We start from the raw sequence: 21976 nt of genomic DNA on the forward strand, positions 1-21976 counted from the left end.
CTTGCTCGCGAAGATCGCCAGCGATAACGTAGCGCATCTGGTTCAACGGGGTGCTCTCAGGTTATTCGCGAGCAAGCTCGCTCCTACAGCGGTTGGCGTAATCTCTGACCCTTTTTCCGAGGATTCACCCATGTTCAAAGTCAACGAATACTTCGACGGCACCGTCAAGTCGATCGCTTTCGGCACCGAGGAAGGTCCGGCCACCATCGGCGTCATGGCCCCGGGTGAGTACGAATTCGGCACCGCCCAGCGTGAAATCATGCACGTGGTTTCCGGCGCCCTGATCGTCAAACTGCCTGATGCCGAGTGGGAAACCTTCGCTGCCGGCAGCCAGTTCAACGTGCCGGCCAACAGCAAATTCCAGTTGAAGGTCGCCGTAGACACCGCATACCTGTGCGAATACCGCGGCTGAATGCCAACCGGTGCAAAAAAATGCCCGTCTCCTGCGAGACGGGCATTTTTCATTCCAGTACCGTCACCGGCATACCGACTTCCAGCTGCCCAACCCCATCGTTGACCAGATTCTGGCCGAACATCGCGCCCTGCTCGGTGCTGCGATAGGCCTGAAGGGTCGCGAACGGCTCGCGGTCCGGGCTGCGCTCGCCGGTCTGCGGGTCGATGGTGGTGAGGATGCAACGTGAGCAGGGCTTGACCACGCGAAACTCCACAGCGCCGATGCGCAAACGTTTCCAACCGTCCTCGGCGAAAGCCTCGGCGCCTTCAATGACCAGGTTGGGGCGAAAGCGCAGCATGTCCATCGGCCGGCCGATGTGGGTGCACACATTGTCCAGCGAAGCCTGGCCGATCAGCAGCAAGGGGTAACCGTCGGCAAAGCCCACCTGATCGCTATCCTCGCCGAAACCATGCTGGGTGAACCGAGCGCGATCCATGGGCATATGCACCAGGCGCGTCGGTTTACCGATGAAGGCGCTGACCCAGGCCGCCGCTGCATCGCCTGCGTCCGGTACGCGCAGGGTGTCATGCCAGATGGTCACACCGCGTAACACATCGGCGCCGGGCAGTGCCACGTCCAACGTCCCATACCCCGGCGAACTGAGGGTCAGGCCGCCCGCCGTGTTCCACAGGGCAGTCAACTGACTCATCGCTGCCACGGCGCGTTGCGTGAGGAATCGCCCGCTGGCTTCGTCCACCAGCATCCAGCGTCGATCCCCTTCCAGCCCGAGCTTGTCCAGGCCAATCTGCTGCAGGGCCTCGGCCTTGCCGGACTTCAAGGGGTAACGGTACAACGCGCTGAGACGGAGCATGAGCCTGCTTTCCTGGGGAACAAAGTGTCACACCCTAAAGTCAGGCGGGCACTTCGTCCAGCATCAGTCGTTCACGCACCACATCGACCAGCTTGTCGGGCTGGAATTTGGAGAGGAAATTGTCGCAGCCGACCTTCTTCACCATTGACTCGTTGAAGCTGCCCGACAGCGAGGTGTGCAGCACCACGTAAAGGCCACGCAGGCGCGGGTCGTTGCGGATTTCGGTGGTGAGGCGGTAGCCATCCATCTCAGGCATTTCGGCGTCGGTGAAGATCATCAGCAGCTTGTCGGTCATCACCTGGCCGCTGTCCGCCCAGGCCTTGAGCATGTTCAGCGCCTTGAGGCCATCGCTGGCGATGTGCATCTTCACGCCCAACTGGCCGAGGGTGTCACGCAATTGCGAGAGCGCCACGTTGGAGTCGTCCACCAGCAGCACTTCGCGGCCACGGGCGCGCTCCAGCACCGGGTCTTCGAGTTTTTCCCGGGAGACCTTGGCGTTGTAGGGCACGATTTCAGCGAGGACTTTTTCCACATCGATGATTTCCACCAGCTGGTCATCGACCTTGCTGATGGCGGTGAGGTAATGCTGGCGCCCGGCGCTGGCCGGCGGCGGCAGGATGGCTTCCCAGTTCATGTTGACGATGCGGTCGACGCCCCCTACCAGGAACGCCTGCACCGAGCGGTTGTACTCGGTGACGATGATGGTGCTGTTGGGCCCGGGTACCAGCGGGCGCATGCCGATGGCCTGGGACAGGTCGATCACCGGCAGGGTCTGGCCGCGCAGGTTGACCACCCCACACACGAAGGGGTGACGCTGGGGCATCAGGGTCAGCTTGGGCAGTTGCAGGACTTCCTGCACCTTGAACACGTTGATCGCGAACAGCTGCCGCCCGAACAGGCGGAACATGAGAATTTCCAGGCGATTCTCACCCACCAATTGCGTGCGTTGATCTACCGTGTCGAGAATGCCGGCCATTAAGAGCTCCTGGTGTGCAGGTGGGTTTCGCGCTGAGAGAATGCAGTTGTGAGAGTGCGCAGTTCATATACGCAAGTTATCGGCGCCAAACGCCAGACCTTGACCCCGGTAAAATGCCACGTAAATGCATTGATGTCACACTGACATCATGCTTTACTGCACCTACCCCTCCTGGGCAGTGTTGCGCTGTTGCGCGACACTCGAATCGACATGCGGTTCCACTGCATAGGGGATTCCCCTATACGCAATCAGGCCCGACCTGATATTCGCGATATCTAATAGCCATTAATGTGACGCCATTCTCATTGCATGAATGGAGTCAGGCTTTTGTTTGCCACCCCAAGCCCTAGGCCCGCCGGCCGCCCAGGCACTCACGTATCGGCAACTGAAGTCGTGTCATCCCGCTCAGCTGGGGTTACGCACGACTTTCGTGGACATTTCAATAAACGTCCTACGCAAATATCGGAAGCTGCCTACAAGCCTCAATCCTATTTCAGCGCTAGCTTTAAGCCATTCACCCGGTGCGATATCTCATCACCCGAGCTTGAGTTGCGGAGACATGCACGATGAATAGCGCGAACGCACAGCGAACGGCACTTCCCGAGTTTCTGCTGGAGGCCGAAAAGCTGCTGGCCAAGTCCCAAGAGTGCCTGACCCATCTACATTTGATCCGCGATGACAACGACGCCATCGACGGCATGAAAACCAGCCTGGCCAAACTGGCTGAAAAGGCCGACAGCCTGTCGTTGCAAGCAATCAGCGATTTCTCACGGCGCCTTCAAGCGCTCATTGCCAACGCCCGGAACCCCATGCAACTGCATGACCAGGCATTGGATGCGTTGCATGACTGCCTGACGCTGCTGGCCTGGCAACTGGAGCTGATCGACACGCGCACCGGTGAGCTGCCCCTGGACGAGAGTGAGCAGACAGCGTTGATCGCGACAGTGACCTTGCAGATTCCGCAAAAGGATTTCAATCAAGAGCCGCAGCAACCATTGCATCGGGGGGCTTGAGCCTTATACCTGTCGTATTCAATAATCGACATATCCAAAAACGACCGATAATGGCGAAGCACGAGTAAATATCCATTCGCCATCAACGCAATAACTATACAAACCAACTTTAATAATACAACTTTACTTTTCAACTCTGGGATTCCCCCCCAGAGTATTTGCGCGGGCCATAAACCAATCAGGCGACCAACGGTAACAGGGGTGGTACTATGCCCCGCTCGAAGTGACTCAACTTCATCATGTTTAAACACGATCCGGCAGCGTATTCCAAACAGAGCCCGGCCAACCGGTCTCCCCGCAGCGAACCCTCAGTGGCTTCATCCGTTATGTACGCCAATCTCAAGCCACTTTTCTCAAGGTCTGTGTCGCGCAGCACTGCACGCCGCATCATCCTCGCTCTGTGCCTGTGTTCGTTGTCTGCCAGCGCCTGGGCGTACGTACACGCGTCACCTTTGTCGCTATTGATCCTGCTGCTCAACCTGGCCACGCTGGCGGTGGTGGGCCTGCACCAATGGCGTTCGCGCAAATCCATCAAGTTCCATCCCCAGGAATTGGCCGATCGCCTGCTGCAGGTGCAGGAAAACGAACGGCATCGCCTCAGCCGCGAGCTGCACGACGACATCGGCCAACTGCTGACCGCCGCCAAGCTGCAAAGCGAATGGCTGCAGCGTCGCCTGCCGCCAGAGCTGCAGGATCAATGCACGGCGCTGTGCAATACCCTCAACGAAACCCTGGCCAAGGTGCGCGACGTGTCCGCCATCCTCAAGCCGCGCCAGCTGGCCAGTCTGGGCCTGGAAGCGAGCTTGCGCGCGCACCTGCTCAAGACCCTGGAAAAAACCGAGGTGTGCTGGAGCCTGGAATGCCGGCAACACCTGGCCGGAATCCCTGAAGAAATGGCCGTGGCGGCTTTTCGTATCACCCAGGAAGCGGTGACCAACATGCTCCGTCACGCCCAGGCGCACAACCTGCTGGTGCGCCTGCAACGCCTGCCCGAAGGCCTGTCGCTGATGATCTGCGATGACGGCCTGGGCTTTTCGCCGGCCACCGACCCAGGCCTCGAAGGCCAGCGCGGCATGGCCGGCATGTACGAGCGGATGGACCACCTGGGAGGCACCTTGTGCGTCAGCAGCCGGCCAGGCAAAGGGACGCGGATCGACGCATTGTTCCCCTGGGCGCCTCGCGACCTCGACCGGGCCAGCGCGCCTGAGGTTGCGCGGTGACTTGCAACCTGCTCCTGGTGGACGACCACGCGCTGATTCGCGCCGGCGTTCGTGCGTTGATCCTGGATATTCCCGGCTACAACGTGATCGGCGAAGCCAGCGATGGTGCGCAATTGCTCGAGCAGTTCCGCGCCCTGCAGCCGGACATTGTGCTGCTGGACCTGTCGATGAAGCACACCGGCGGCCTTGATGCCCTGCAGCAACTCAAGGGGGCCTACCCCAAGAGCAAGGTGCTGATCCTGTCGATGCACACCGAGCCCGACTTGATCATGCGCGCACTGGAGTCGGGCGCTCACGGTTACCTGCTCAAAGACATGACAGGCAACGAGTTGGAACACGCCCTGCGGGCGTTGCGCAACAACGAACGCTACCTGAGCCCGGCCATCGCCCACACGGTGATCAACCAGGCGCTGATCCGCAGCCAGGGCCCGGCTTCGCCCGTCCCCCACAGCCACAACCTGACAACGCGACAGCTGGAAATCCTGCGCTTGATCGTGCGCGGCAAGTCCACCCGGGAAATCGCCCACGGCCTGGGTTTAAGCATCAAGACCGTGGAAGCGCATCGCTCGCAGATCATGAAGCGTCTGCAGATTTTCGACGTGGCGGGCCTGGTGTTATTCGCGGTGCGCGAGCAGATCATCAGCCTGGACGACTAGGGGCGAACCCAGCGGCAGGTGCACCCGCAGGGCCTTGGGCAAGGCCTCGAAATGCAGATCGTCGCCTTCCAGCGGCTCACCATCGAGGTTGATGTACAAGCCTTGCGCGCCCTTGATATTGACCCACGGCAGGCGGGCGCGCACGAACATGGTGTCCAGGCCCCAGCCGTTGCTCATCAATTCGCGCAAGGTCCCCACCACTTCCTGGGGCGCCGGCAGGATGCTGACGTCAAGCAACCCGTCATCGGCCAGCGCCCCCGGGCACAGCACATGCCCGCCGCCGGCCTGGCGGCCATTGCCGATGCCCAGCGCGAGCAACTCGCCTTTCCAATGGAAATCGGGGCCTTCCAGTTCACCGTAGGCGGCCTTCAATTCGCTGAAGCGCGACAACCCGGTGAACAGGTAAGCAGCACCGCCGAGGACTTTCTTCAGGTCTTCGGAGGTGTTGGCGGTAACCTGGCTGCCGAAACCGCCGGTGGCCATGTTCAGGAAGATCTGCCCGCCGACCTGGCCGAGGTCGATTGCCCTTGGCTCGACATCCAGCAACGCCAGGGCGCCGGCCGGCTCCAGCGGCACACCGGCAGCCTTGGCGAAGTCGTTGGCGGTGCCCAGGGGCATCAACACCAGGCTGGCGTCGGTGCTCGCTTGCGCCATGGCTTCAGCCACATCGCGCAAGGTGCCGTCGCCACCGCCGGCGATGATATGGGTATACCCACTCTCCAGCGCCTCGTTGACCAGGCGCTGGGCATCGCCGCCCTCCCACGTCACCCGCACCGCCAGTTCCCAGCCCAGCTCCCGCCGTCTCTGCACCGCGCTGCGCACGTCCTCGTTGAGGGCTTGTTTGCCGTGGAGGATCAACAGGGCTTTGGGGGTGGTCATTTGGGGGTATCTCCTGAGTCAAAGTGCTTGCAGGATGTTGACCCTTGGGGAAGTGGAAAAGTCTGTGACGGGAGAAAATTGACTGATGTACGCAGATCACCCTGTGGGAAGGGGCTTGCCCCCGATAAGGGAGCAACAGTGAATACATCGATAACTGACCCACCGCTATCGGGGGCAAGCCCCCTCCCACACTGGACCGAAAGCAACCGTCAGATCGTCGGCGACTGCCAGTTCAAGCCCCCACAATTGAACCGAGCAGTGCTCAGTTCTTGTGCAACTTGCTCATCAACTGCGCTTCGGCCTGGGTCAGGCCGCAGGACTGGGTCAATTCATCCACCGTCGCGCCCATGCCCACCAGCTTGGCCGCCTGGGCGAACGACAGGTTCGAAGGATCGCGCTGTTCCAACTGCACCAACTTATCCGGCAACGGCCCGAGAATCGCGCGCAGTTCATGCACCTCGTCGCCTACCCGCACCGCAGTCTGCTGGAAATGATCGACGCGTTTGACCAGCTCCAGAATGCGCCGGTCACGCACCACATCACGCTCGGCCTGTTGCAGGGCCAACTCGCGTTGCTGGCGCATGTAGCGCAGCAGGAATGTCAAGGTCCCGGCCCACAACAGGGCCAGGACAATCACCGCCGCTTCAAGGAACAATCAGATACTCTCCAGTTCCGACCATTCTTCTTCGCTCATCATTTTGTCCAGCTCAACCAGAATCAACAGCTCGTTGTTCTTGTTGCACACGCCCTGGATAAACTTGGCGGATTCTTCGTTGCCCACGTTCGGCGCGGTTTCCACTTCCGACTGACGCAGGTAGACCACTTCGGCGACGCTGTCGACCATGATCCCGACCACTTGCTTGTCGGCTTCGATGATGACGATGCGCGTGTTGTCGTTGACATCGGTCGGCGCCAGGCCGAAGCGCTGGCGGGTATCAATCACCGTCACCACGTTGCCGCGCAGGTTGATGATGCCCAGCACGTAGCTCGGTGCACCCGGTACCGGGGCGATCTCGGTGTAGCGCAGCACTTCCTGCACGCGCATCACGTTAATGCCGTAGGACTCGTTGTCCAGTTTGAAGGTCACCCATTGCAGGATCGGATCATCCAAACCTTGTGCGGACGCTGACTTGTTCATCTTTCTGACCCCTCAAATGCCGCTATCGACGGCGTGTGTGCTAATGGGCCGCGCAACCGCACGACCTTCTATTGTCCAATCAACTGCGTTTGTTCTGCGCCATCGTCTTGACCGCGCCACTGGCGATCAACTCGGCCAGTTCGGCGACGTCGAGCAATGCGCACATGTGTTCAATCACGGTGCCCGCCAACCACGGCCGTTGGCCACGGTGGCTGCGCCATTTGATTTCGTTCGGGTCCAGGCGCAAAGAGCGGCTGACTTGATGCACCGCCAGCCCCCACTCGTAACCCTGCACGGAGATCACGTACTGCAGGCCCTGTTGAAAGTCGTCACGGTAGCGGTCGGGCATCACCCAGCGCGCCGTGTCCAGCACCTTGAGATTGCCGGCCTGGCTGGGCAGGATGCCGAGAAACCACTCCGGCTGCCCGAACAGTGGCGTCAGTTCCTGGCCTTCCAGGGAATAGATCGAGCCCAGGCACACCAGCGGTACCGCCAGGGTCAGCCCGGCCACATCGAACAACAGGCATTCGAACGGCTCGGCGGCCCAGGACGGGCGACCATCACCAGTCACCGGTGGCGGCGTGATGCTCGGCGGCAGGTGCACTTGCACGATCGGCTCGACCACCACCGGCGCCACCCCTTCAGGTGTGGTCGGCAGCACCACGGGCACCGCCTCGATCAGGGCGTCGCGGGCCTGCTCCTCGAGCACCGCCAACTGGAACTCATCCAGCGCAGCTTCAGGCTCGACGACCGGCTCCGGCTCCGGCATCAGGAGCGGTTCCGGCAGTTCTTCGGCAGTCGCGTCCTGCAGCAAGGCATCCAGGTAGGATTCCAGTGCCAGTTGCGGGCGGGTCTTGAATTGAACGGGACGGTTCATCACGCCACCTGCGCCACAAGCTGCTGGGACAGCAGGTGCTTGAGCAACGCCCTGTAAGCCAGTACGCCACGGCTCTTGCCGTCGAACTGTGACGGCGTAAGCCCCGCGCGGCTGGCGTCGCGCAGGCGCGTGTCCACCGGGATGTAGCCATTCCAGATGCTGTCCGGGTAGCCATCGCGCAGCACACGCAGGGTGCCGAGGGACGCCTGGGTACGCCGGTCGAACAAGGTCGGCACGATGCTGAACGGCAGCGCCTGTTTGCGCGAACGGTTGATCATCGCCAGAGTGCTGACCATGCGCTCCAGGCCTTTGACGGCCAGGTGCTCGGTCTGCACCGGGATCACCAACTGCTGGCTGGCCGCCAAGGCATTGACCATCAGCACGCCGAGCAACGGCGGGCTGTCGATGATCGCATAATCGAAGTCCTGCCACAGTTGCGCCAGGGTCTTGGCGATCACCAGGCCCAGGCCGCTCTGGCCCGGCGACTGGCGCTCGAGGGTGGCCAGGGCGGTGCTGGACGGCAACAGCGAAATACTGTCATCGCTGGTGGGCAGCAGCAGTTGCCCGGGCAGGTCGCTCGGCACGCTGCCCTTGTGCAGGAACAGGTCGTAGCAACTGTTTTCCAGCGCATCCGGGTCGTAGCCGAAATAACTGGTCATGGAGCCGTGGGGGTCGAGGTCGACCACGACCACACGCTTGCCCGCCTCGGCCAGCAAGCCGGCTAAAGCGATGGAAGTGGTGGTCTTGCCGACTCCACCCTTTTGATTGGCAACTGCCCAGACTCTCATTCGGTTGATTCCTCCCGGCGGGCACAGGCGCGACCGAGACATTGCATGGGTTATTGAGCCGGTGACGGAGAATTGACGGAGCTTGTCCGCACCGGCGGCTTTGCAGGGGCCGGTGCAGTTTGTGTGCCAGCACGCCTCAATGCCGCATCCGGTGTTGCATTCGCCGTGCCGGTGCCGGTCAGGCTGCGGCGTACATCCAGGTTACGTGACACCACCAGCACCACGCGCCGGTTGCGCCCGCGGCCTTCGGCCGTGGCGTTATTGGCCACCGGCTGGAATTCACCGTAGCCCACCGACGCCAGGCGCTGGGGGTTGACCCCCTGCATCGCGAGCATGCGCACGATGCTTGCCGCGCGCGCCGAGGACAGTTCCCAGTTGGTCGGGTACTGCGCGGTGCTGATCGGCACATTGTCGGTAAAGCCTTCGACGTGGATCGGGTTTTCAAACGGCCTGAGGATCGCCGCCACCTTGTCGATGATGGTGAAGGCCTGGTCGCTTGGCAGCGCATCGGCACTGGCGAACAACAGGCTGGAATTGAGCTCGATCTCCACCCACAGCTCATTGCCGCGCACGGTCATCTGGTTGGACTTGATCAGGTCACCGAACGCGGCGCTGATATCGTCGGCGATGCTTTTGAGCGGGTCGCTGGTGCCGCCGATGCCGGCGGCAGTCTCATCGCTGTCGTTGACCAGTGGCTTGGCCGGGGTCACCATCCTGGGCCGCTCTTCGCCAATGGGAATCGGCTTGAGCGCGCGCTCGGAATCGTTGAACACCCCGACCAGTGCCTGGGAAATGATCTTGTACTTGCCTTCGTTGATCGACGAGATCGAGTACATCACCACGAAAAACGCAAACAGCAAGGTGATGAAGTCCGCGTAGGACACCAGCCAGCGTTCATGGTTGACGTGTTCTTCAGGCTCGCGACGGCGACGGCTCACAGGCACTCCCCTCCACAAACCGACGCAACTGTAGGAGCGAGCGTGCTCGCGAGACACGCAAGGACAACGCGCTCATCCAGGATGCACGCGCTATCGTTGACGATTTTCGCGAGCAAGCTCGCTCCTACAGGGTTCATGCCCATCAATCCGTGAAGCCCTGGAGCTTCAGTTCGATGGAGCGCGGGTTTTCGCCCTCGGCAATCGACAGGATGCCTTCGAGCAGCATTTCGCGGTAGCGGGACTGGCGCATGGCAATCGACTTGAGCTTGCTCGCCACCGGCAGCAGCACCAGGTTGGCGCTCGCCACGCCATAGATGGTGGCGACAAACGCCACGGCAATGCCGCTGCCCAGTTGCGAAGGGTCGGCCAGGTTGCCCATCACGTGGATCAGGCCCATCACTGCGCCGATGATACCGATGGTCGGCGCGTAGCCGCCCATGCTTTCAAACACTTTGGCCGCATTGATGTCACGGCTTTCCTGGGTGTAGAAATCCACCTCGAGGATGCTGCGGATCGCTTCCGGCTCGGCGCCGTCCACCAGCAGTTGCAAGCCCTTGCGGGCGTAGCTGTCGGGCTCGGCATCGGCCACGCCTTCCAGGCCCAGCAAGCCTTCCTTGCGGGCGGTGAGGCTCCAGTTGACCACGCGGTCAATGCCGCCCGGCATGTCGACCCGTGGCGGGAAAATAATCCAGACCAGAATCTGCATGGCACGCTTGAACGAGTTCAGCGGCGACTGCAGCAACGCCGCGCCCACGGTGCCGCCGATCACGATCAGCGCCGCCGGGCCGTTGGCCAGGGCGCCGAGGTGGCCGCCTTCCAGGTAGTTGCCGCCGATGATCGCGACAAACGCCAGGGTGATGCCGATCAGGCTCAAGACATCCATCAGAGGCAGGCCTCCACCAGATGCTTGCCGATGTCGTCCAGGCTGTAGACCGCGTCAGCCAGGTCGGCCTTGACGATGGCCATGGGCATGCCATAGATCACACAGCTGGCTTCGTCCTGGGCCCAGATGGCGCTGCCGCCCTGCTTGAGCAGGCGCGCGCCTTCACGGCCGTCGGCGCCCATGCCGGTGAGCACCACCGCCAGAACTTTGTCGCCATAGGACTTGGCCGCCGAACCGAAGGTAATGTCCACGCACGGCTTGTAGTTCAGGCGCTCGTCGCCTGGCAGGATCTTGATCGCACCACGGCCGTCCACCATCATCTGCTTGCCACCCGGGGCCAGCAGCGCCAGGCCAGGGCGCAGGATGTCGCCGTCCTCGGCTTCCTTGACGCTGATGCGGCACAGCTTGTCCAGACGCTCGGCGAAGGCCTTGGTGAAGGCGGCGGGCATATGTTGCACCAGCACGATCGGCGCCGGGAAGTTGGCCGGCAGTTGGGTCAATACACGCTGCAAGGCGACCGGCCCGCCGGTGGACGTACCGATGGCGACCAGCTTGTAGGCCTTGCGCTTGGGCGCGGGCGAATGGGTGCTCGATGCGGCGGCACGACTGGGGGCTGCCGGCGCGGGACGCGCTGCCGGTGCCGGCGCGGCGCGGCTGAACGACGACGCTGGCGCCGCTGCAGGTGCGGGTGCAGGCGTCGGCGCAGAGGCAGGGGCAGGTGCGCTGAACAGGCTGCGGCGGTTACTGCGCGAAATGCTGTGCACTTTCTCGCACAGCATCTGCTTGACCTTCTCGGGGTTGCGCGAGATGTCTTCGAAATTCTTCGGCAGGAAGTCCACCGCGCCGGCATCCAGCGCATCCAGGGTCACCCGGGCGCCTTCGTGGGTCAGCGAGGAGAACATCAACACCGGTGTCGGGCAACGTTGCATGATATGACGCACGGCCGTGATGCCATCCATCATCGGCATTTCGTAGTCCATGGTGATCACGTCCGGCTTCAACGCAATGGCTTGATCGATCGCCTCTTTGCCGTTGGTGGCCGTGCCGACTACCTGGATCGTTGGATCGGCGGAAAGAATCTCCGAGACGCGGCGGCGGAAGAAACCCGAATCGTCCACCACCAGGACCTTGACTGCCATAAACACTCCGTTAGACGGGGCGGGCACTCGCGCCCTGCCCCGCCAGAATCAAATACGCCGTGCGGCGTAACGCTTGAGCATGCTCGGAACATCGAGAATCAGCGCGATGCGACCGTCACCGGTGATGGTGGCACCCGACATGCCCGGGGTGCCCTGCAGCATCTTGCCCAAAGGCTTGATCACCACTTCTTCCTGGCCCACCAGTTGATCGACCACAAAGCCGATACGCTGGGTGCCCACCGAGAGAATCACCACATGGCCCTCGCGCTGCTCTTCATGCTTGGCCGAGGCCACCAGCCAGCGTTTGAGGTAGAACAGCGGCAAGGCCTTGTCGCGCACGATCACCACTTCCTGGCCGTCCACCACGTTGGTGCGCGACAGGTCGAGGTGGAAGATCTCGTTGACGTTGACCAGCGGGAAGGCGAACGCCTGGTTGCCCAGCATCACCATCAGGGTCGGCATGATCGCCAGGGTCAACGGCACCTTGATGACGATCTTGGAGCCCTGGCCCTTGGTCGAGTAGATATTGATCGAGCCGTTGAGCTGGCTGATCTTGGTCTTCACCACGTCCATGCCGACGCCACGGCCGGACACGTCGGAAATCTCGGTCTTGGTCGAGAAACCCGGCGCGAAGATCAGGTTGTAGCACTCGGTGTCGGTCAGGCGGTCGGCGGCGTCCTTGTCCATCACGCCGCGCTTGACCGCGATATTGCGCAAGATGGCCGGGTCCATGCCTTTGCCGTCATCGGTAATCGACAGCAGGATGTGGTCGCCCTCCTGCTCCGCCGCCAGGATCACCTTGCCGTTGCGTGACTTGCCCGAGGCTTCGCGTTCTTCCGGGGTTTCCACGCCGTGGTCGACGGCGTTGCGCACCAAGTGGACCAGCGGGTCGGCCAGGGCCTCGACGAGGTTTTTGTCGAGGTCGGTTTCTTCACCCACCAGTTCCAGGTTGATTTCTTTCTTGAGCTGGCGCGCCAGATCGCGAACCAGCCGCGGGAAGCGCCCGAAGACTTTCTTGATCGGCTGCATCCGCGTTTTCATCACCGCGGTCTGCAGATCGGCGGTGACCACGTCGAGGTTCGACACGGCCTTCTGCATGGCTTCGTCGCCACTGTTCAGACCCAGGCGCACCAGGCGGTTACGCACCAGTACCAGTTCGCCGACCATGTTCATGATGTCGTCCAGGCGCGCGGTGTCTACGCGTACGGTGGTTTCGGCTTCACTGGCAGGTTTGTCCGCGACCGGCGCCGGGGCAGCACGCGCCGGGGCTGGCGCCGCAGCCGCTGCAGGCGCGGGCTTGGCAGCCGGCGCTGCGGCCTTGGCGGCAACCGGTGCGGGCGTAGCGACAGCTGCGGCGGCGGGAGCGGCGGCGGCCGGGGCCACTTCGGTGAATTTGCCCTTGCCGTGCAACTCGTCGAGTAACGCTTCGAATTCGTGGTCGGAGATCAGCCCGTCGCCGGCCGGTTCAGCCTTGGCGGCTGGGGTGGCTGGGGCGGCGGCGGTGGCCGCGACTTGCGGCAAGGCTTCGGCGACAAACGTGCCTTTGCCATGCAGTTGGTCGAGCAGTGCCTCGAACTCGTCGTCGGTAATATCGGTGCTGGCATTGGCTGCCGGCGCTGCCGGCGTAGCGGGCGCGGCATCCGACGGAGCCGGGGCCACGGCGTCGGCTGCGAACTGGCCTTTGCCATGCAACTGGTCGAGCAGGGATTCGAATTCGGCGTCGGTAATGTCTTCGCTGGTCGGCGTGGCGACCGGCGCAGCCGCAACCGGCGCTTCAGCTTGAGCCTTGACCGCATTGAGCGAGTCGAGCAGTTGCTCGAACTCGCTGTCGGTCACGTCCGGCTCGGCTTGCGCCACCGGTTCAGGCTCGGCTTGCACCGCAGGCGCTTCGGCAGCCGGTTCGGCCAGGCGCGCCAGGGCGGCCAGCAGTTCCGGGGTGGCGGCAGTGATCGGCGCACGTTCGCGCACTTCGCTGAACATGCCGTTGACCGCATCCAGTGCTTCGAGAATCACGTCCATCAATTCCGAGTCAACCTGACGCTCACCCTTGCGCAGGATGTCGAACACGTTCTCGGCGATGTGACAGCACTCCACCAGCTCATGGAGCTGGAGGAAGCCGGCGCCCCCTTTTACAGTGTGAAAACCGCGAAAAATTGCATTGAGCAGGTTCGCATCATCCGGGCGGCTTTCCAGCTCGACCAGTTGTTCGGACAGTTGCTCTAAAATTTCGCCGGCCTCTACAAGGAAATCCTGAAGGATTTCTTCATCGGCGCCGAAGCTCATGTGGGTGCTCCTTAGAAGCCTAAACTGGACAGCAAATCGTCTACGTCATCTTGACCGGATACGACGTCTTCACGTTTATCGGCATGAATCTGCGGACCTTCACCCTTGGCGAGATGTTTTTGTGGATCTTTTTCCGAGAGGATCGCTTCACGGTCATGTTCGATGCCGGCAAAACGGTCGACCTGGCCGGCCATGAGCACCAGTTTGAGCAGGTTGCTTTCCACTTCGGTGACCAGTTGGGTCACCCGCTTGATCACCTGGCCTGTGAGGTCCTGGTAATCCTGGGCCAGCAGAATATCGTTGAGGTTGCTGGCCACCGTGCGATTTTCCTGTTCGCTGCGCGACAGAAAACCGTCAACCCGACGCGCCAGCTCACGGAACTCTTCAGCCCCTACTTCGCGGCGCATGAAACGGCCCCAGTCCACGCTCAGGGCGTGGGCTTCGCTGGCCATGCCGTTGACCAGGGGCGTGGCGTTTTCCACCAGGTCCATGGTGCGGTTGGCCGCCGCCTCGGTCAGCCTGACCACATAGGACAGGCGTTCAGTGGCATCGGTGATCTGCGAAATCTCTTCGGCCTGGGGCATGCGCGGGTCAATCTGGAAATTGACGATCGCACTGTGCAGCTCGCGTGTGAGCTTGCCCACTTCCTGGTACAGGCCGCGGTCACGGGTCTGGTTAAGCTCATGGATCAACTGCACCGCGTCGGCGAACTGGCCTTTTTCCAGGCTGTCGACCAACTGGTGAGCATGCTTTTTCAGGGTCGACTCAAAGTCGCCCTGTGACGTTTCTTTATGCTCCATAGCTCCCCCGCGATGGCATTAGCCGTGGATGCGTTCGAAGATTTTTTCGATCTTCTCTTTCAAGGCCAATGCTGTGAATGGCTTGACCACGTAACCGTTGACCCCGGCTTGGGCGGCTTCGATGATCTGTTCACGCTTGGCTTCGGCGGTCACCATCAACACCGGCAGGCTGCGCAGTTTTTCATCGGCGCGCACATGGCGCAGCAAATCGATACCGGTCATGCCCGGCATGTTCCAGTCGGTTACCAGAAAGTCGATGCTGCCGCTGTTGAGGATCGGAATCGCCGTAATGCCGTCATCCGCCTCGACCGTGTTAGTGAACCCAAGGTCACGCAACAGGTTTTTTATGATCCGCCGCATCGTTGAGAAGTCATCAACGATGAGGATTTTCATGTTCTTGTCCAATTCGACCTCCAAGCAGTCTTAAACGCGCCCAGCACCTGGACGCGCCACTTCAATCAACAGGCGTTACACAAAAAGGACTGCCCAGGGCACCACGGAGCGAACCCGCGAAGGCCGAAGCCTTCGCGGTAGCATCTGCAGTGTCCCCACACTGCCTGTCAGCGCGCGCGCCACTCTCCCAACCGCCCCCGCAAGCGGGCCGCGCACTGGCTATGCAACTGGCTGACACGCGATTCGCTGACCCCCAGGACCTCACCGATTTCCTTGAGGTTCAGCTCTTCGTCGTAGTACAGCGCCAGCACCAGGCGCTCACGCTCCGGCAAATTGGCAATGGCGTCCGCCAACGCGCCCTGGAAACGTTCATCTTCCAGATCGCGTGACGGTTCCATATGCGCACTCGCGCCGTCCTCGTGCAGCCCTTCGTGTTCGCCGTCCTGCAACAGGTCGTCGAAACTGAACAGGCGGCTGCCCAAGGTATCGTTCAAAATCCCGTAATAATCGTCGAGACTCAATTGGAGTTCGGCCGCAACTTCATGATCTTTAGCGTCACGACCGGTTTTTGCTTCAATTGCACGAATTGCGTCACTGACCATGCGCGTATTGCGGTGTACCGAACGCGGCGCCCAGTCGCCTTTACGCACCTCATCGAGCATCGCGCCACGGATACGGATACCCGCATACGTCTCGAAACTCGCGCCCTTGCTCGCGTCATATTTGGTCGACACTTCGAGCAGGCCGATCATGCCGGCCTGGATCAGGTCTTCCACCTGCACGCTGGCGGGCAGGCGCGCCAACAGGTGATAGGCAATGCGCTTGACCAGGGGCGCATAGCGCTCGATCAATTCGCCCTGGCTGTCACGTGCCGACTTTTTGTAAAGGTTGTAGCCGCTTGATGTCATAGCACAGGTCCCGCGCTCGTCTGATGCACCAGTCGCTCGACGAAAAACTCCAGATGCCCCCGAGGGTTGGCAGGCAGCGGCCAGGTATCGACCTTCTGGGCAATGGCCTTGAACGCCAGTGCGCACTTCGAACGAGGGAACGCTTCGTAGACCGCACGCTGCTTTTGCACGGCCTTGCGCACACACTCGTCATAGGGAACTGCGCCGACGTATTGTAACGCCACATCGAGGAAACGATCCGTGACCTTGGTCAACTTGGCGAACAGGTTGCGCCCTTCCTGCGGGCTCTGGGCCATGTTGGCCAGCACGCGGAAGCGGTTCATGCCGTAGTCACGGTTAAGCAGTTTGATCAGGGCGTAGGCATCGGTGATCGAGGTGGGTTCGTCGCACACCACCAGCAGGACTTCTTGCGCTGCGCGTACAAAGCTGACCACCGACTCGCCGATCCCGGCGGCGGTGTCGATCACCAGCACGTCGAGGTTGTCGCCGATATCGCTGAAGGCCTGGATCAGGCCGGCGTGCTGCGCCGGGCTCAGGTGCACCATGCTCTGGGTGCCGGAGGCGGCCGGCACGATGCGGATCCCACCGGGCCCCTGCAGCAGCACATCGCGCAGCTCACAGCGGCCTTCGATCACATCGGCCAGCGTGTGTTTGGGGGTGAGCCCCAACAGAACGTCCACGTTGGCCAGGCCCAGGTCAGCATCCAGCAGCATGACGCGACGGCCAAGCTCTGCCAGGGCCAGGGACAAATTCACTGACACGTTAGTTTTGCCGACGCCACCTTTGCCGCCGGTCACCGCGATCACCTGTACGGGATGCATGCTGCCCATTTTATTTCTTTACCTTGTCTTGCTTAGACGCAGGCTACATGGCTTGGCCGCGTGTATCGCTTGCAGGCCATCGATGTAGGTACATTTCACGGTGTTCATCCTGCCTCATCCCACCCGTTTTGCCGGGTTGTGATAAAGGTCGGCGAACATATCGGCCATCGCTTCCTCGCTAGGCTCGTCTTGCATTTGCACGCTGACAGCACGGCTGACCAACTGATGACGGCGCGGCAGATGCAAATCATCCGGGATCCGCGGCCCGTCGGTCAGGTAGGCGACCGGTAGTTCATGACTGATTGCCAGGCTCAACACTTCGCCCAGGCTGGCAGTTTCATCCAGTTTGGTCAGGATACAACCGGCCAGCCCGCAGCGTTTATAGCTGTGGTAGGCAGCGGTAAGAACCTGTTTCTGGCTGGTGGTTGCAAGCACCAGGTAATTTTTTGACTTGATGCCACGCCCGGCCAGGCTTTCGAGCTGCATGCGCAGGGCCGGGTCGCTGGCTTGCAGGCCGGCGGTATCGATCAACACCACGCGCTTGCGCAGCAGCGGGTCGAGGGCGTTGGCCAGGGACTGGCCCGGGTCGACATGGGTCACCGGCACATTGAGGATGCGGCCCAGGGTCTTGAGCTGTTCCTGGGCGCCGATGCGGTAACTGTCCATGCTCACCAGCGCGATGTTTTGCGCGCCGTACTTGAGCACGTAGCGCGCTGCCAGCTTGGCCAGGGTGGTGGTCTTGCCCATGCCGGCGGGGCCGACCATGGCGATCACACCGCCCTCTTCCAGGGGTTCGATTTCCGGGGTGGCAATCATGCGTGCCAGGTGCGCCAGCAGCATGCGCCAGGCCTGGCGCGGCTCCTCGACTTCGGCGGTCAGCGCCAGCAGGTCGCGGGACAACGGGCCGGAGAGGCCGATGCGTTGCAGGCGACGCCACAGGTTGGCCTGTTGCGGCTTGCTGCCTTGCAGTTGCGTCCAGGCCAAAGAGCCGAGTTGCACTTCGAGCAGCTCGCGCAGGCCGTTGAGTTCAAAGCGCATCGAATCGAACGCACGCTGATCGACCGCGGCGGCCGGGGCTGGCGCGGCGGGACGCGGCGGTTCGACAAACGTAGGTTCCACCAGCGGCTCGGAAGCGGTCAGCGGCAGGCCGGCGAACAACTGGCGATTGGTGGTGGCGTCGCTGTCGCCGCGCATGCTCAGTTCGGCCTGGGCCGAGACGATGCGCGAAGCGGTCTTGCGCAGCTCGTCTTCAAGCTCCATGTTCGGCACGCGCGGCGCCAGGGCCTGGGGGGTGTAATCCAGGGCAGCCGTCAGCTCGACACCGCCGGCAATACGACGGTTACCGATAATCGCGGCATCGGCGCCCAGCTCATCGCGGACCAACTTCATGGCCTGACGCATATCGGCGGCGAAAAAACGCTTAACTTGCATAACCCACTACCCTCAGCCGTTGGGCCCTACTGTCGCGACGATAGTCACTTGCTTATTGTCAGGAATTTCCTGGTAAGCCAACACGTGCAAATTCGGTACTGCCAGGCGTCCAAAGCGCGACAACATCGCGCGGACCGGACCGGCCACCAGCAAAATCACCGGCTGGCCCTGCATCTCCTGGCGCTGCGCGGCTTCGATCAAAGAACGCTGCAGCTTTTCAGCCATGCTTGGCTCCAGCAACACACCTTCTTCCTGGCCTTGCCCTGCCTTCTGAATACTATTGAGCAATATCTGTTCCAACCTTGGCTCCAAGGTGATAACAGGCAGCTCAGACTCAACGCCTACAATGCTTTGCACGATTGCGCGGGACAAACCGACGCGCACCGCAGCCACCAGCGCGGCAGTATCTTGACTCTTGGCGGCGTTGTTGGCGATGGCCTCGGCAATGCTGCGAATGTCCCGTACCGGCACTTGTTCGGCGAGCAAGGCCTGCAGCACCTTGAGCAACTGCGACAGCGACAGCACGCCCGGCACCAGCTCTTCGGCCAGTTTCGGCGAGGCCTTGGCCAGCAAACCCATCAATTGCTGGACTTCCTCGTGGCCGATCAGCTCGTGGGAGTGCTTGTAGAGAATCTGATTGAGGTGAGTGGCGACCACGGTGCTGGCGTCGACCACGGTGTAACCCAGCGATTGCGCCTGGCTGCGCTGGCTGACTTCGATCCACACCGCCTCCAGGCCGAAAGCCGGATCTTTGGCGGTAATGCCGTTGAGCGTACCGAACACCTGGCCCGGGTTGATCGCGAGTTCGCGGTCCGGGTAGATCTCGGCTTCGGCCAGGATCACGCCCATCAAGGTCAGGCGGTAAGCGCTGGGGGCCAGGTCGAGGTTGTCGCGGATATGCACGGTGGGCATCAGAAAGCCCAGGTCCTGGGACAACTTCTTGCGCACACCCTTGATCCGCGCCAGCAACTGGCCGCCCTGGTTGCGGTCCACCAGCGGAATCAGGCGGTAACCCACTTCCAGGCCGATCATGTCGATCGGGGTCACGTCGTCCCAGCCCAACTCCTTGGTTTCCTGGGCGCGGGCCGGGGATGGCAGCAATTCCTGCTGGCGTGCGATTTCCTGCTGGGCCTGGACCTTGACTGCATTCTGCTTTTTCCAGAACAGATAGGCCGCGCCGCCGGCCATGGCCGCCATGCTCAGGAACGAAACGTGAGGCATGCCCGGCACGATGCCCATGACGGCCATGATGCCGGCGGCCACGGCCAACGCCTTGGGGGATGCGAACATCTGGCGGCTGATCTGCTTGCCCATGTCTTCGGAGCCCGAAGCACGGGTCACCATGATCGCTGCCGCTGTAGATAACAACAGTGATGGCAATTGCGCCACTAAACCGTCACCGATGGTCAGCAAGGCGTACACCTTGCCTGCGTCGCCGAACGTCATGCCGTGCTGGAAGATCCCCACGGCCATGCCGCCGATCAGGTTGATGAACAGGATCAACAGGCCGGCGATGGCATCACCGCGCACGAATTTGCTGGCGCCGTCCATGGAACCGTAGAACTCGGCCTCCTGGGCGACTTCGGCCCGGCGTGACTTGGCCTGGTTCTGGTCAATCAGGCCGGCATTGAGGTCGGCGTCGATGGCCATCTGCTTGCCGGGCATCGCATCCAGGGTAAACCGCGCGCTCACCTCGGAAATCCGCCCGGCACCCTTGGTCACCACCACGAAGTTGATAATCATCAGGATCGCGAACACCACGATACCGACCACGTAGTTACCGCCGATCACCACCTCACCGAAGGCCTGGATCACCTTACCGGCGGCGGCGTGACCGTCCTGGCCATGGAGCATCACCACGCGGGTGGACGCCACGTTCAGCGCCAGGCGCAGCAGGGTCGCCACCAGCAGGATGGTGGGGAACACCGCAAAATCCAGTGGCCGCAGGGCGTACACACAGACCAGCAGCACCACCACCGACAAAGCAATGTTGAAGGTGAAAAACACATCGAGCAGGAACGGCGGCATCGGCAACATCATCATTGCCAGCATCACCAGCAACAACAACGGCACACCCAGATTGCCCCGCGACAGGTCAGTCAGGGTGCCACGGGCCGTGCTGAGCATTTGAGAGCGATCTACCACCGGTATTCCTCGTGTCCTTGAAGCAAAGTTTTGACGCTGTGAGACGTCCTGAAGGCGGTATTGCAAGAAGCCTTCCAACTTTGCTTTCGGGCTCTGACAACCTGCCAAGCGCCCCAGGCCATCGGGCCTGAATCCATTCAAATGTGGGAGGGGGCTTGCCCCCGATAGCGGGGTATCAGCTATGGATTTGTTGACTGACACACTGCAATCGGGGGCAAGCCCCCTCCCACATTTGGTTTTGTGTGCAGCCAGGTAATGCCCAGGAAATTTCCGACAAGGATTTGGGGTTGCCCCTAGGGAAACCCGCTCTCTAGTCTCCGTACACCGCTGCAAACGCAGCGGACGGGCGTCGCGGCCCGGTTTACCAATGCGCAGAAGCACCATTGTCCGCTTTCAGTCAGCGATTTTTTGTCGTTTACTGTGCGGCCCTTATGGTGGCTGTGCGCGGGATACCTTCGGGTATGCCGGGTTCCTTGGTAACCGGTCCGCGAACCTGCGCACAGCTGCCACCCTCCATCGCATCGCGGCGATCAGTGGCAGCTCCACCTTTACCGAGGATATTCACAGTGATCAAACCCGCCCCAAATCCCCCCATCCGGCTGTTTACCATCGCCGCCGGCATCAGCAGCGAAGACCTGCTGGTTAACCTCAGCGAAACCCTCGCCTCGGCCAATGCGCTGAGCTGCGACCTGGCCTTTGACCTGGAAGGCTCGAAACGAGAAGAACTGCTTGGCGTTGCACAGTTGATCGAACTGGCGCAATTACTGGCTGATCGTGTGCACGCCGACACCGGAATGACGGATACCGCAAGCAGCGCATAACGCGGTCCAACTGTGGGAGCAAGCCCCCTCCTACATTTGAGCTGTGTTCTGCCTTGAAATAAACGGCTATTCGGTTGAGTCAACCGTACGCACATTCTCAGCCTGCGGACCTCACCGTGCCCGTTGCCATTGCCGCTCTCCTTTACCCATCGGGTCCCGCCTCGGTGTCATTACTCGCACTGATGGGGAGTGCATAGACGCCGTTGGGTTTATGGATCATCTGAAACGTTATCTGCTCACCAATCGACAGTGCAGTCCAATGCCAATCGCTCCAATCGATGAAGATGTTTTCTTCCCCGTCGTCCAACGCAATCAACCACTCGCCGCGGGTCAACTCATAGGATTTGACAGTACCCGTCGCCACCTTCAATACCGCTCTCCCTGCATCTGGTTTACTACATGCGCGAAGTGCCAGGTATGTAATAAACAACGGGAAGCGCCCTGTGGCTACTGTCAAAGTTGACAGGTAGACGGGGGTCGCCGTTAGGTGCTAGAGCTGGCGAATCATGCATCCGGTGCTTTTTTTCGCGTGTGGGGTTTTCGCAGCTTGGGAGGGGCTTGGGGGACGTCAGCGTTCTTAACGCTTGTCGACTGAACGCCAA

General features: G+C 61.4%; 23 protein-coding genes and 1 pseudogene. 6 read left to right on the forward strand and 18 right to left on the reverse strand.

Annotation, left to right across the window (positions count from 1 at the left end):
• Window position 1: 1 nt before the first annotated feature.
• Both PspCFBP13528_RS27825 and PspCFBP13528_RS12280 read left to right on the forward strand, forming a co-directional pair.
• A pseudogene (locus PspCFBP13528_RS27825) lies at window positions 2–88 on the forward strand (outer membrane lipoprotein carrier protein LolA); the annotation flags it as partial.
• Window positions 89–130: 42 nt separating this feature from the next.
• Window positions 131–412 (forward strand): pyrimidine/purine nucleoside phosphorylase, encoded by a 282-nt coding sequence (locus PspCFBP13528_RS12280; protein ID WP_065949895.1) that lies wholly within the window; start codon window positions 131–133, stop codon window positions 410–412.
• A 49-nt stretch (window positions 413–461) separates the two neighbouring features.
• Here the strand turns inward: PspCFBP13528_RS12280 and PspCFBP13528_RS12285 are convergent, their stop codons facing one another.
• Both PspCFBP13528_RS12285 and PspCFBP13528_RS12290 read right to left on the reverse strand, forming a co-directional pair.
• Window positions 462–1265 (reverse strand): MOSC domain-containing protein, encoded by an 804-nt coding sequence (locus tag PspCFBP13528_RS12285; RefSeq protein WP_137200316.1) that lies wholly within the window; start codon window positions 1263–1265, stop codon window positions 462–464.
• A gap of 40 nt (window positions 1266–1305) precedes the next feature.
• Window positions 1306–2241, reverse strand: coding sequence for a chemotaxis protein CheV (locus PspCFBP13528_RS12290; protein WP_065888359.1), 936 nt, complete (start codon window positions 2239–2241; stop codon window positions 1306–1308).
• Between the two features lie 566 nt (window positions 2242–2807).
• Between PspCFBP13528_RS12290 and PspCFBP13528_RS12295 the strand changes: the two genes are divergently transcribed.
• The 3 genes from PspCFBP13528_RS12295 (at window position 2808) to PspCFBP13528_RS12305 (ending at window position 5130) form a co-directional block, all read left to right on the forward strand.
• The gene (locus PspCFBP13528_RS12295) at window positions 2808–3254 is read left to right on the forward strand and encodes a hypothetical protein (RefSeq protein WP_137200317.1); all 447 of its coding nucleotides are present in this window, start codon (window positions 2808–2810) and stop codon (window positions 3252–3254) included.
• Between the two features lie 326 nt (window positions 3255–3580).
• Entirely contained in the window at window positions 3581–4474 is an 894-nt protein-coding gene (locus PspCFBP13528_RS12300) for a sensor histidine kinase (protein WP_137200402.1), read from the forward strand.
• Complete coding sequence (locus PspCFBP13528_RS12305) at window positions 4471–5130, forward strand: response regulator transcription factor (RefSeq protein WP_065949891.1); 660 nt, start codon at window positions 4471–4473, stop codon at window positions 5128–5130. Before PspCFBP13528_RS12300 ends, PspCFBP13528_RS12305 begins: the two co-directional genes overlap by 4 nt.
• Here the strand turns inward: PspCFBP13528_RS12305 and yegS are convergent.
• From yegS to flhA, 15 genes are all read right to left on the reverse strand, one after another.
• On the reverse strand, window positions 5089–6009 hold the full coding sequence (yegS, locus tag PspCFBP13528_RS12310) for a lipid kinase YegS (RefSeq protein WP_065949890.1): 921 nt from the start codon (window positions 6007–6009) through the stop codon (window positions 5089–5091). The genes PspCFBP13528_RS12305 and yegS overlap by 42 nt on opposite strands.
• A gap of 262 nt (window positions 6010–6271) precedes the next feature.
• A complete protein-coding gene (locus tag PspCFBP13528_RS12315) occupies window positions 6272–6664 on the reverse strand; it encodes a DUF2802 domain-containing protein (RefSeq protein WP_065949889.1) in 393 nt (130 codons plus the stop codon).
• Window positions 6665–7147: a chemotaxis protein CheW gene (locus PspCFBP13528_RS12320; protein ID WP_057721368.1), complete on the reverse strand. Its 483-nt coding sequence runs from the start codon at window positions 7145–7147 to the stop codon at window positions 6665–6667.
• A gap of 79 nt (window positions 7148–7226) precedes the next feature.
• Window positions 7227–8024 carry a CheW domain-containing protein gene (locus PspCFBP13528_RS12325; protein ID WP_101218516.1) on the reverse strand — a complete coding sequence of 266 codons (798 nt, stop codon included), beginning with the start codon at window positions 8022–8024 and terminating at the stop codon, window positions 7227–7229.
• The gene (locus tag PspCFBP13528_RS12330) at window positions 8024–8812 is read right to left on the reverse strand and encodes a ParA family protein (RefSeq protein WP_137200318.1); all 789 of its coding nucleotides are present in this window, start codon (window positions 8810–8812) and stop codon (window positions 8024–8026) included. The genes PspCFBP13528_RS12325 and PspCFBP13528_RS12330 overlap by 1 nt, the downstream gene beginning before the upstream one ends.
• Before the next feature lie 50 nt (window positions 8813–8862).
• Window positions 8863–9750 carry a flagellar motor protein MotD gene (motD, locus tag PspCFBP13528_RS12335; protein ID WP_137200319.1) on the reverse strand — a complete coding sequence of 296 codons (888 nt, stop codon included), beginning with the start codon at window positions 9748–9750 and terminating at the stop codon, window positions 8863–8865.
• A gap of 142 nt (window positions 9751–9892) precedes the next feature.
• Window positions 9893–10633 carry a flagellar motor protein gene (locus tag PspCFBP13528_RS12345; protein ID WP_065949886.1) on the reverse strand — a complete coding sequence of 247 codons (741 nt, stop codon included), beginning with the start codon at window positions 10631–10633 and terminating at the stop codon, window positions 9893–9895.
• Window positions 10633–11772, reverse strand: a complete 1140-nt coding sequence (locus PspCFBP13528_RS12350; RefSeq protein WP_101218512.1) for a chemotaxis response regulator protein-glutamate methylesterase — start codon at window positions 11770–11772, stop codon at window positions 10633–10635. The genes PspCFBP13528_RS12345 and PspCFBP13528_RS12350 overlap by 1 nt, the downstream gene beginning before the upstream one ends.
• Before the next feature lie 48 nt (window positions 11773–11820).
• Window positions 11821–14055 (reverse strand): chemotaxis protein CheA, encoded by a 2235-nt coding sequence (locus PspCFBP13528_RS12355; protein ID WP_137200321.1) that lies wholly within the window; start codon window positions 14053–14055, stop codon window positions 11821–11823.
• An 11-nt stretch (window positions 14056–14066) separates the two neighbouring features.
• Window positions 14067–14855 carry a protein phosphatase CheZ gene (locus tag PspCFBP13528_RS12360; protein WP_065949663.1) on the reverse strand — a complete coding sequence of 263 codons (789 nt, stop codon included), beginning with the start codon at window positions 14853–14855 and terminating at the stop codon, window positions 14067–14069.
• Between the two features lie 18 nt (window positions 14856–14873).
• A complete protein-coding gene (locus tag PspCFBP13528_RS12365) occupies window positions 14874–15248 on the reverse strand; it encodes a chemotaxis response regulator CheY (RefSeq protein ID WP_015885173.1) in 375 nt (124 codons plus the stop codon).
• Between the two features lie 167 nt (window positions 15249–15415).
• The gene (gene fliA, locus PspCFBP13528_RS12370) at window positions 15416–16156 is read right to left on the reverse strand and encodes an RNA polymerase sigma factor FliA (protein WP_065884564.1); all 741 of its coding nucleotides are present in this window, start codon (window positions 16154–16156) and stop codon (window positions 15416–15418) included.
• Window positions 16153–16986 (reverse strand): flagellar synthesis regulator FleN, encoded by an 834-nt coding sequence (gene fleN / locus PspCFBP13528_RS12375; protein WP_003192912.1) that lies wholly within the window; start codon window positions 16984–16986, stop codon window positions 16153–16155. Before fleN ends, fliA begins: the two co-directional genes overlap by 4 nt.
• A 105-nt stretch (window positions 16987–17091) precedes the next feature.
• Window positions 17092–18408 carry a flagellar biosynthesis protein FlhF gene (gene flhF / locus PspCFBP13528_RS12380; protein ID WP_101218508.1) on the reverse strand — a complete coding sequence of 439 codons (1317 nt, stop codon included), beginning with the start codon at window positions 18406–18408 and terminating at the stop codon, window positions 17092–17094.
• Between the two features lie 12 nt (window positions 18409–18420).
• A complete protein-coding gene (flhA, locus tag PspCFBP13528_RS12385; RefSeq protein WP_101218506.1) occupies window positions 18421–20535 on the reverse strand; it encodes a flagellar biosynthesis protein FlhA in 2115 nt (704 codons plus the stop codon).
• A gap of 584 nt (window positions 20536–21119) precedes the next feature.
• Here flhA and PspCFBP13528_RS12395 point away from each other — a divergent pair.
• Entirely contained in the window at window positions 21120–21374 is a 255-nt protein-coding gene (locus PspCFBP13528_RS12395) for a DUF6124 family protein (RefSeq protein ID WP_137200323.1), read from the forward strand.
• A 142-nt stretch (window positions 21375–21516) separates the two neighbouring features.
• Here the strand turns inward: PspCFBP13528_RS12395 and PspCFBP13528_RS12400 are convergent, their stop codons facing one another.
• Complete coding sequence (locus tag PspCFBP13528_RS12400) at window positions 21517–21738, reverse strand: hypothetical protein (RefSeq protein WP_241669087.1); 222 nt, start codon at window positions 21736–21738, stop codon at window positions 21517–21519.
• Window positions 21739–21976: the final 238 nt, after the last annotated feature.

The organism is Pseudomonas sp. CFBP13528 (assembly GCF_005233615.1).
GTDB classification, from domain to species: domain Bacteria; phylum Pseudomonadota; class Gammaproteobacteria; order Pseudomonadales; family Pseudomonadaceae; genus Aquipseudomonas; species Aquipseudomonas fluorescens_AM.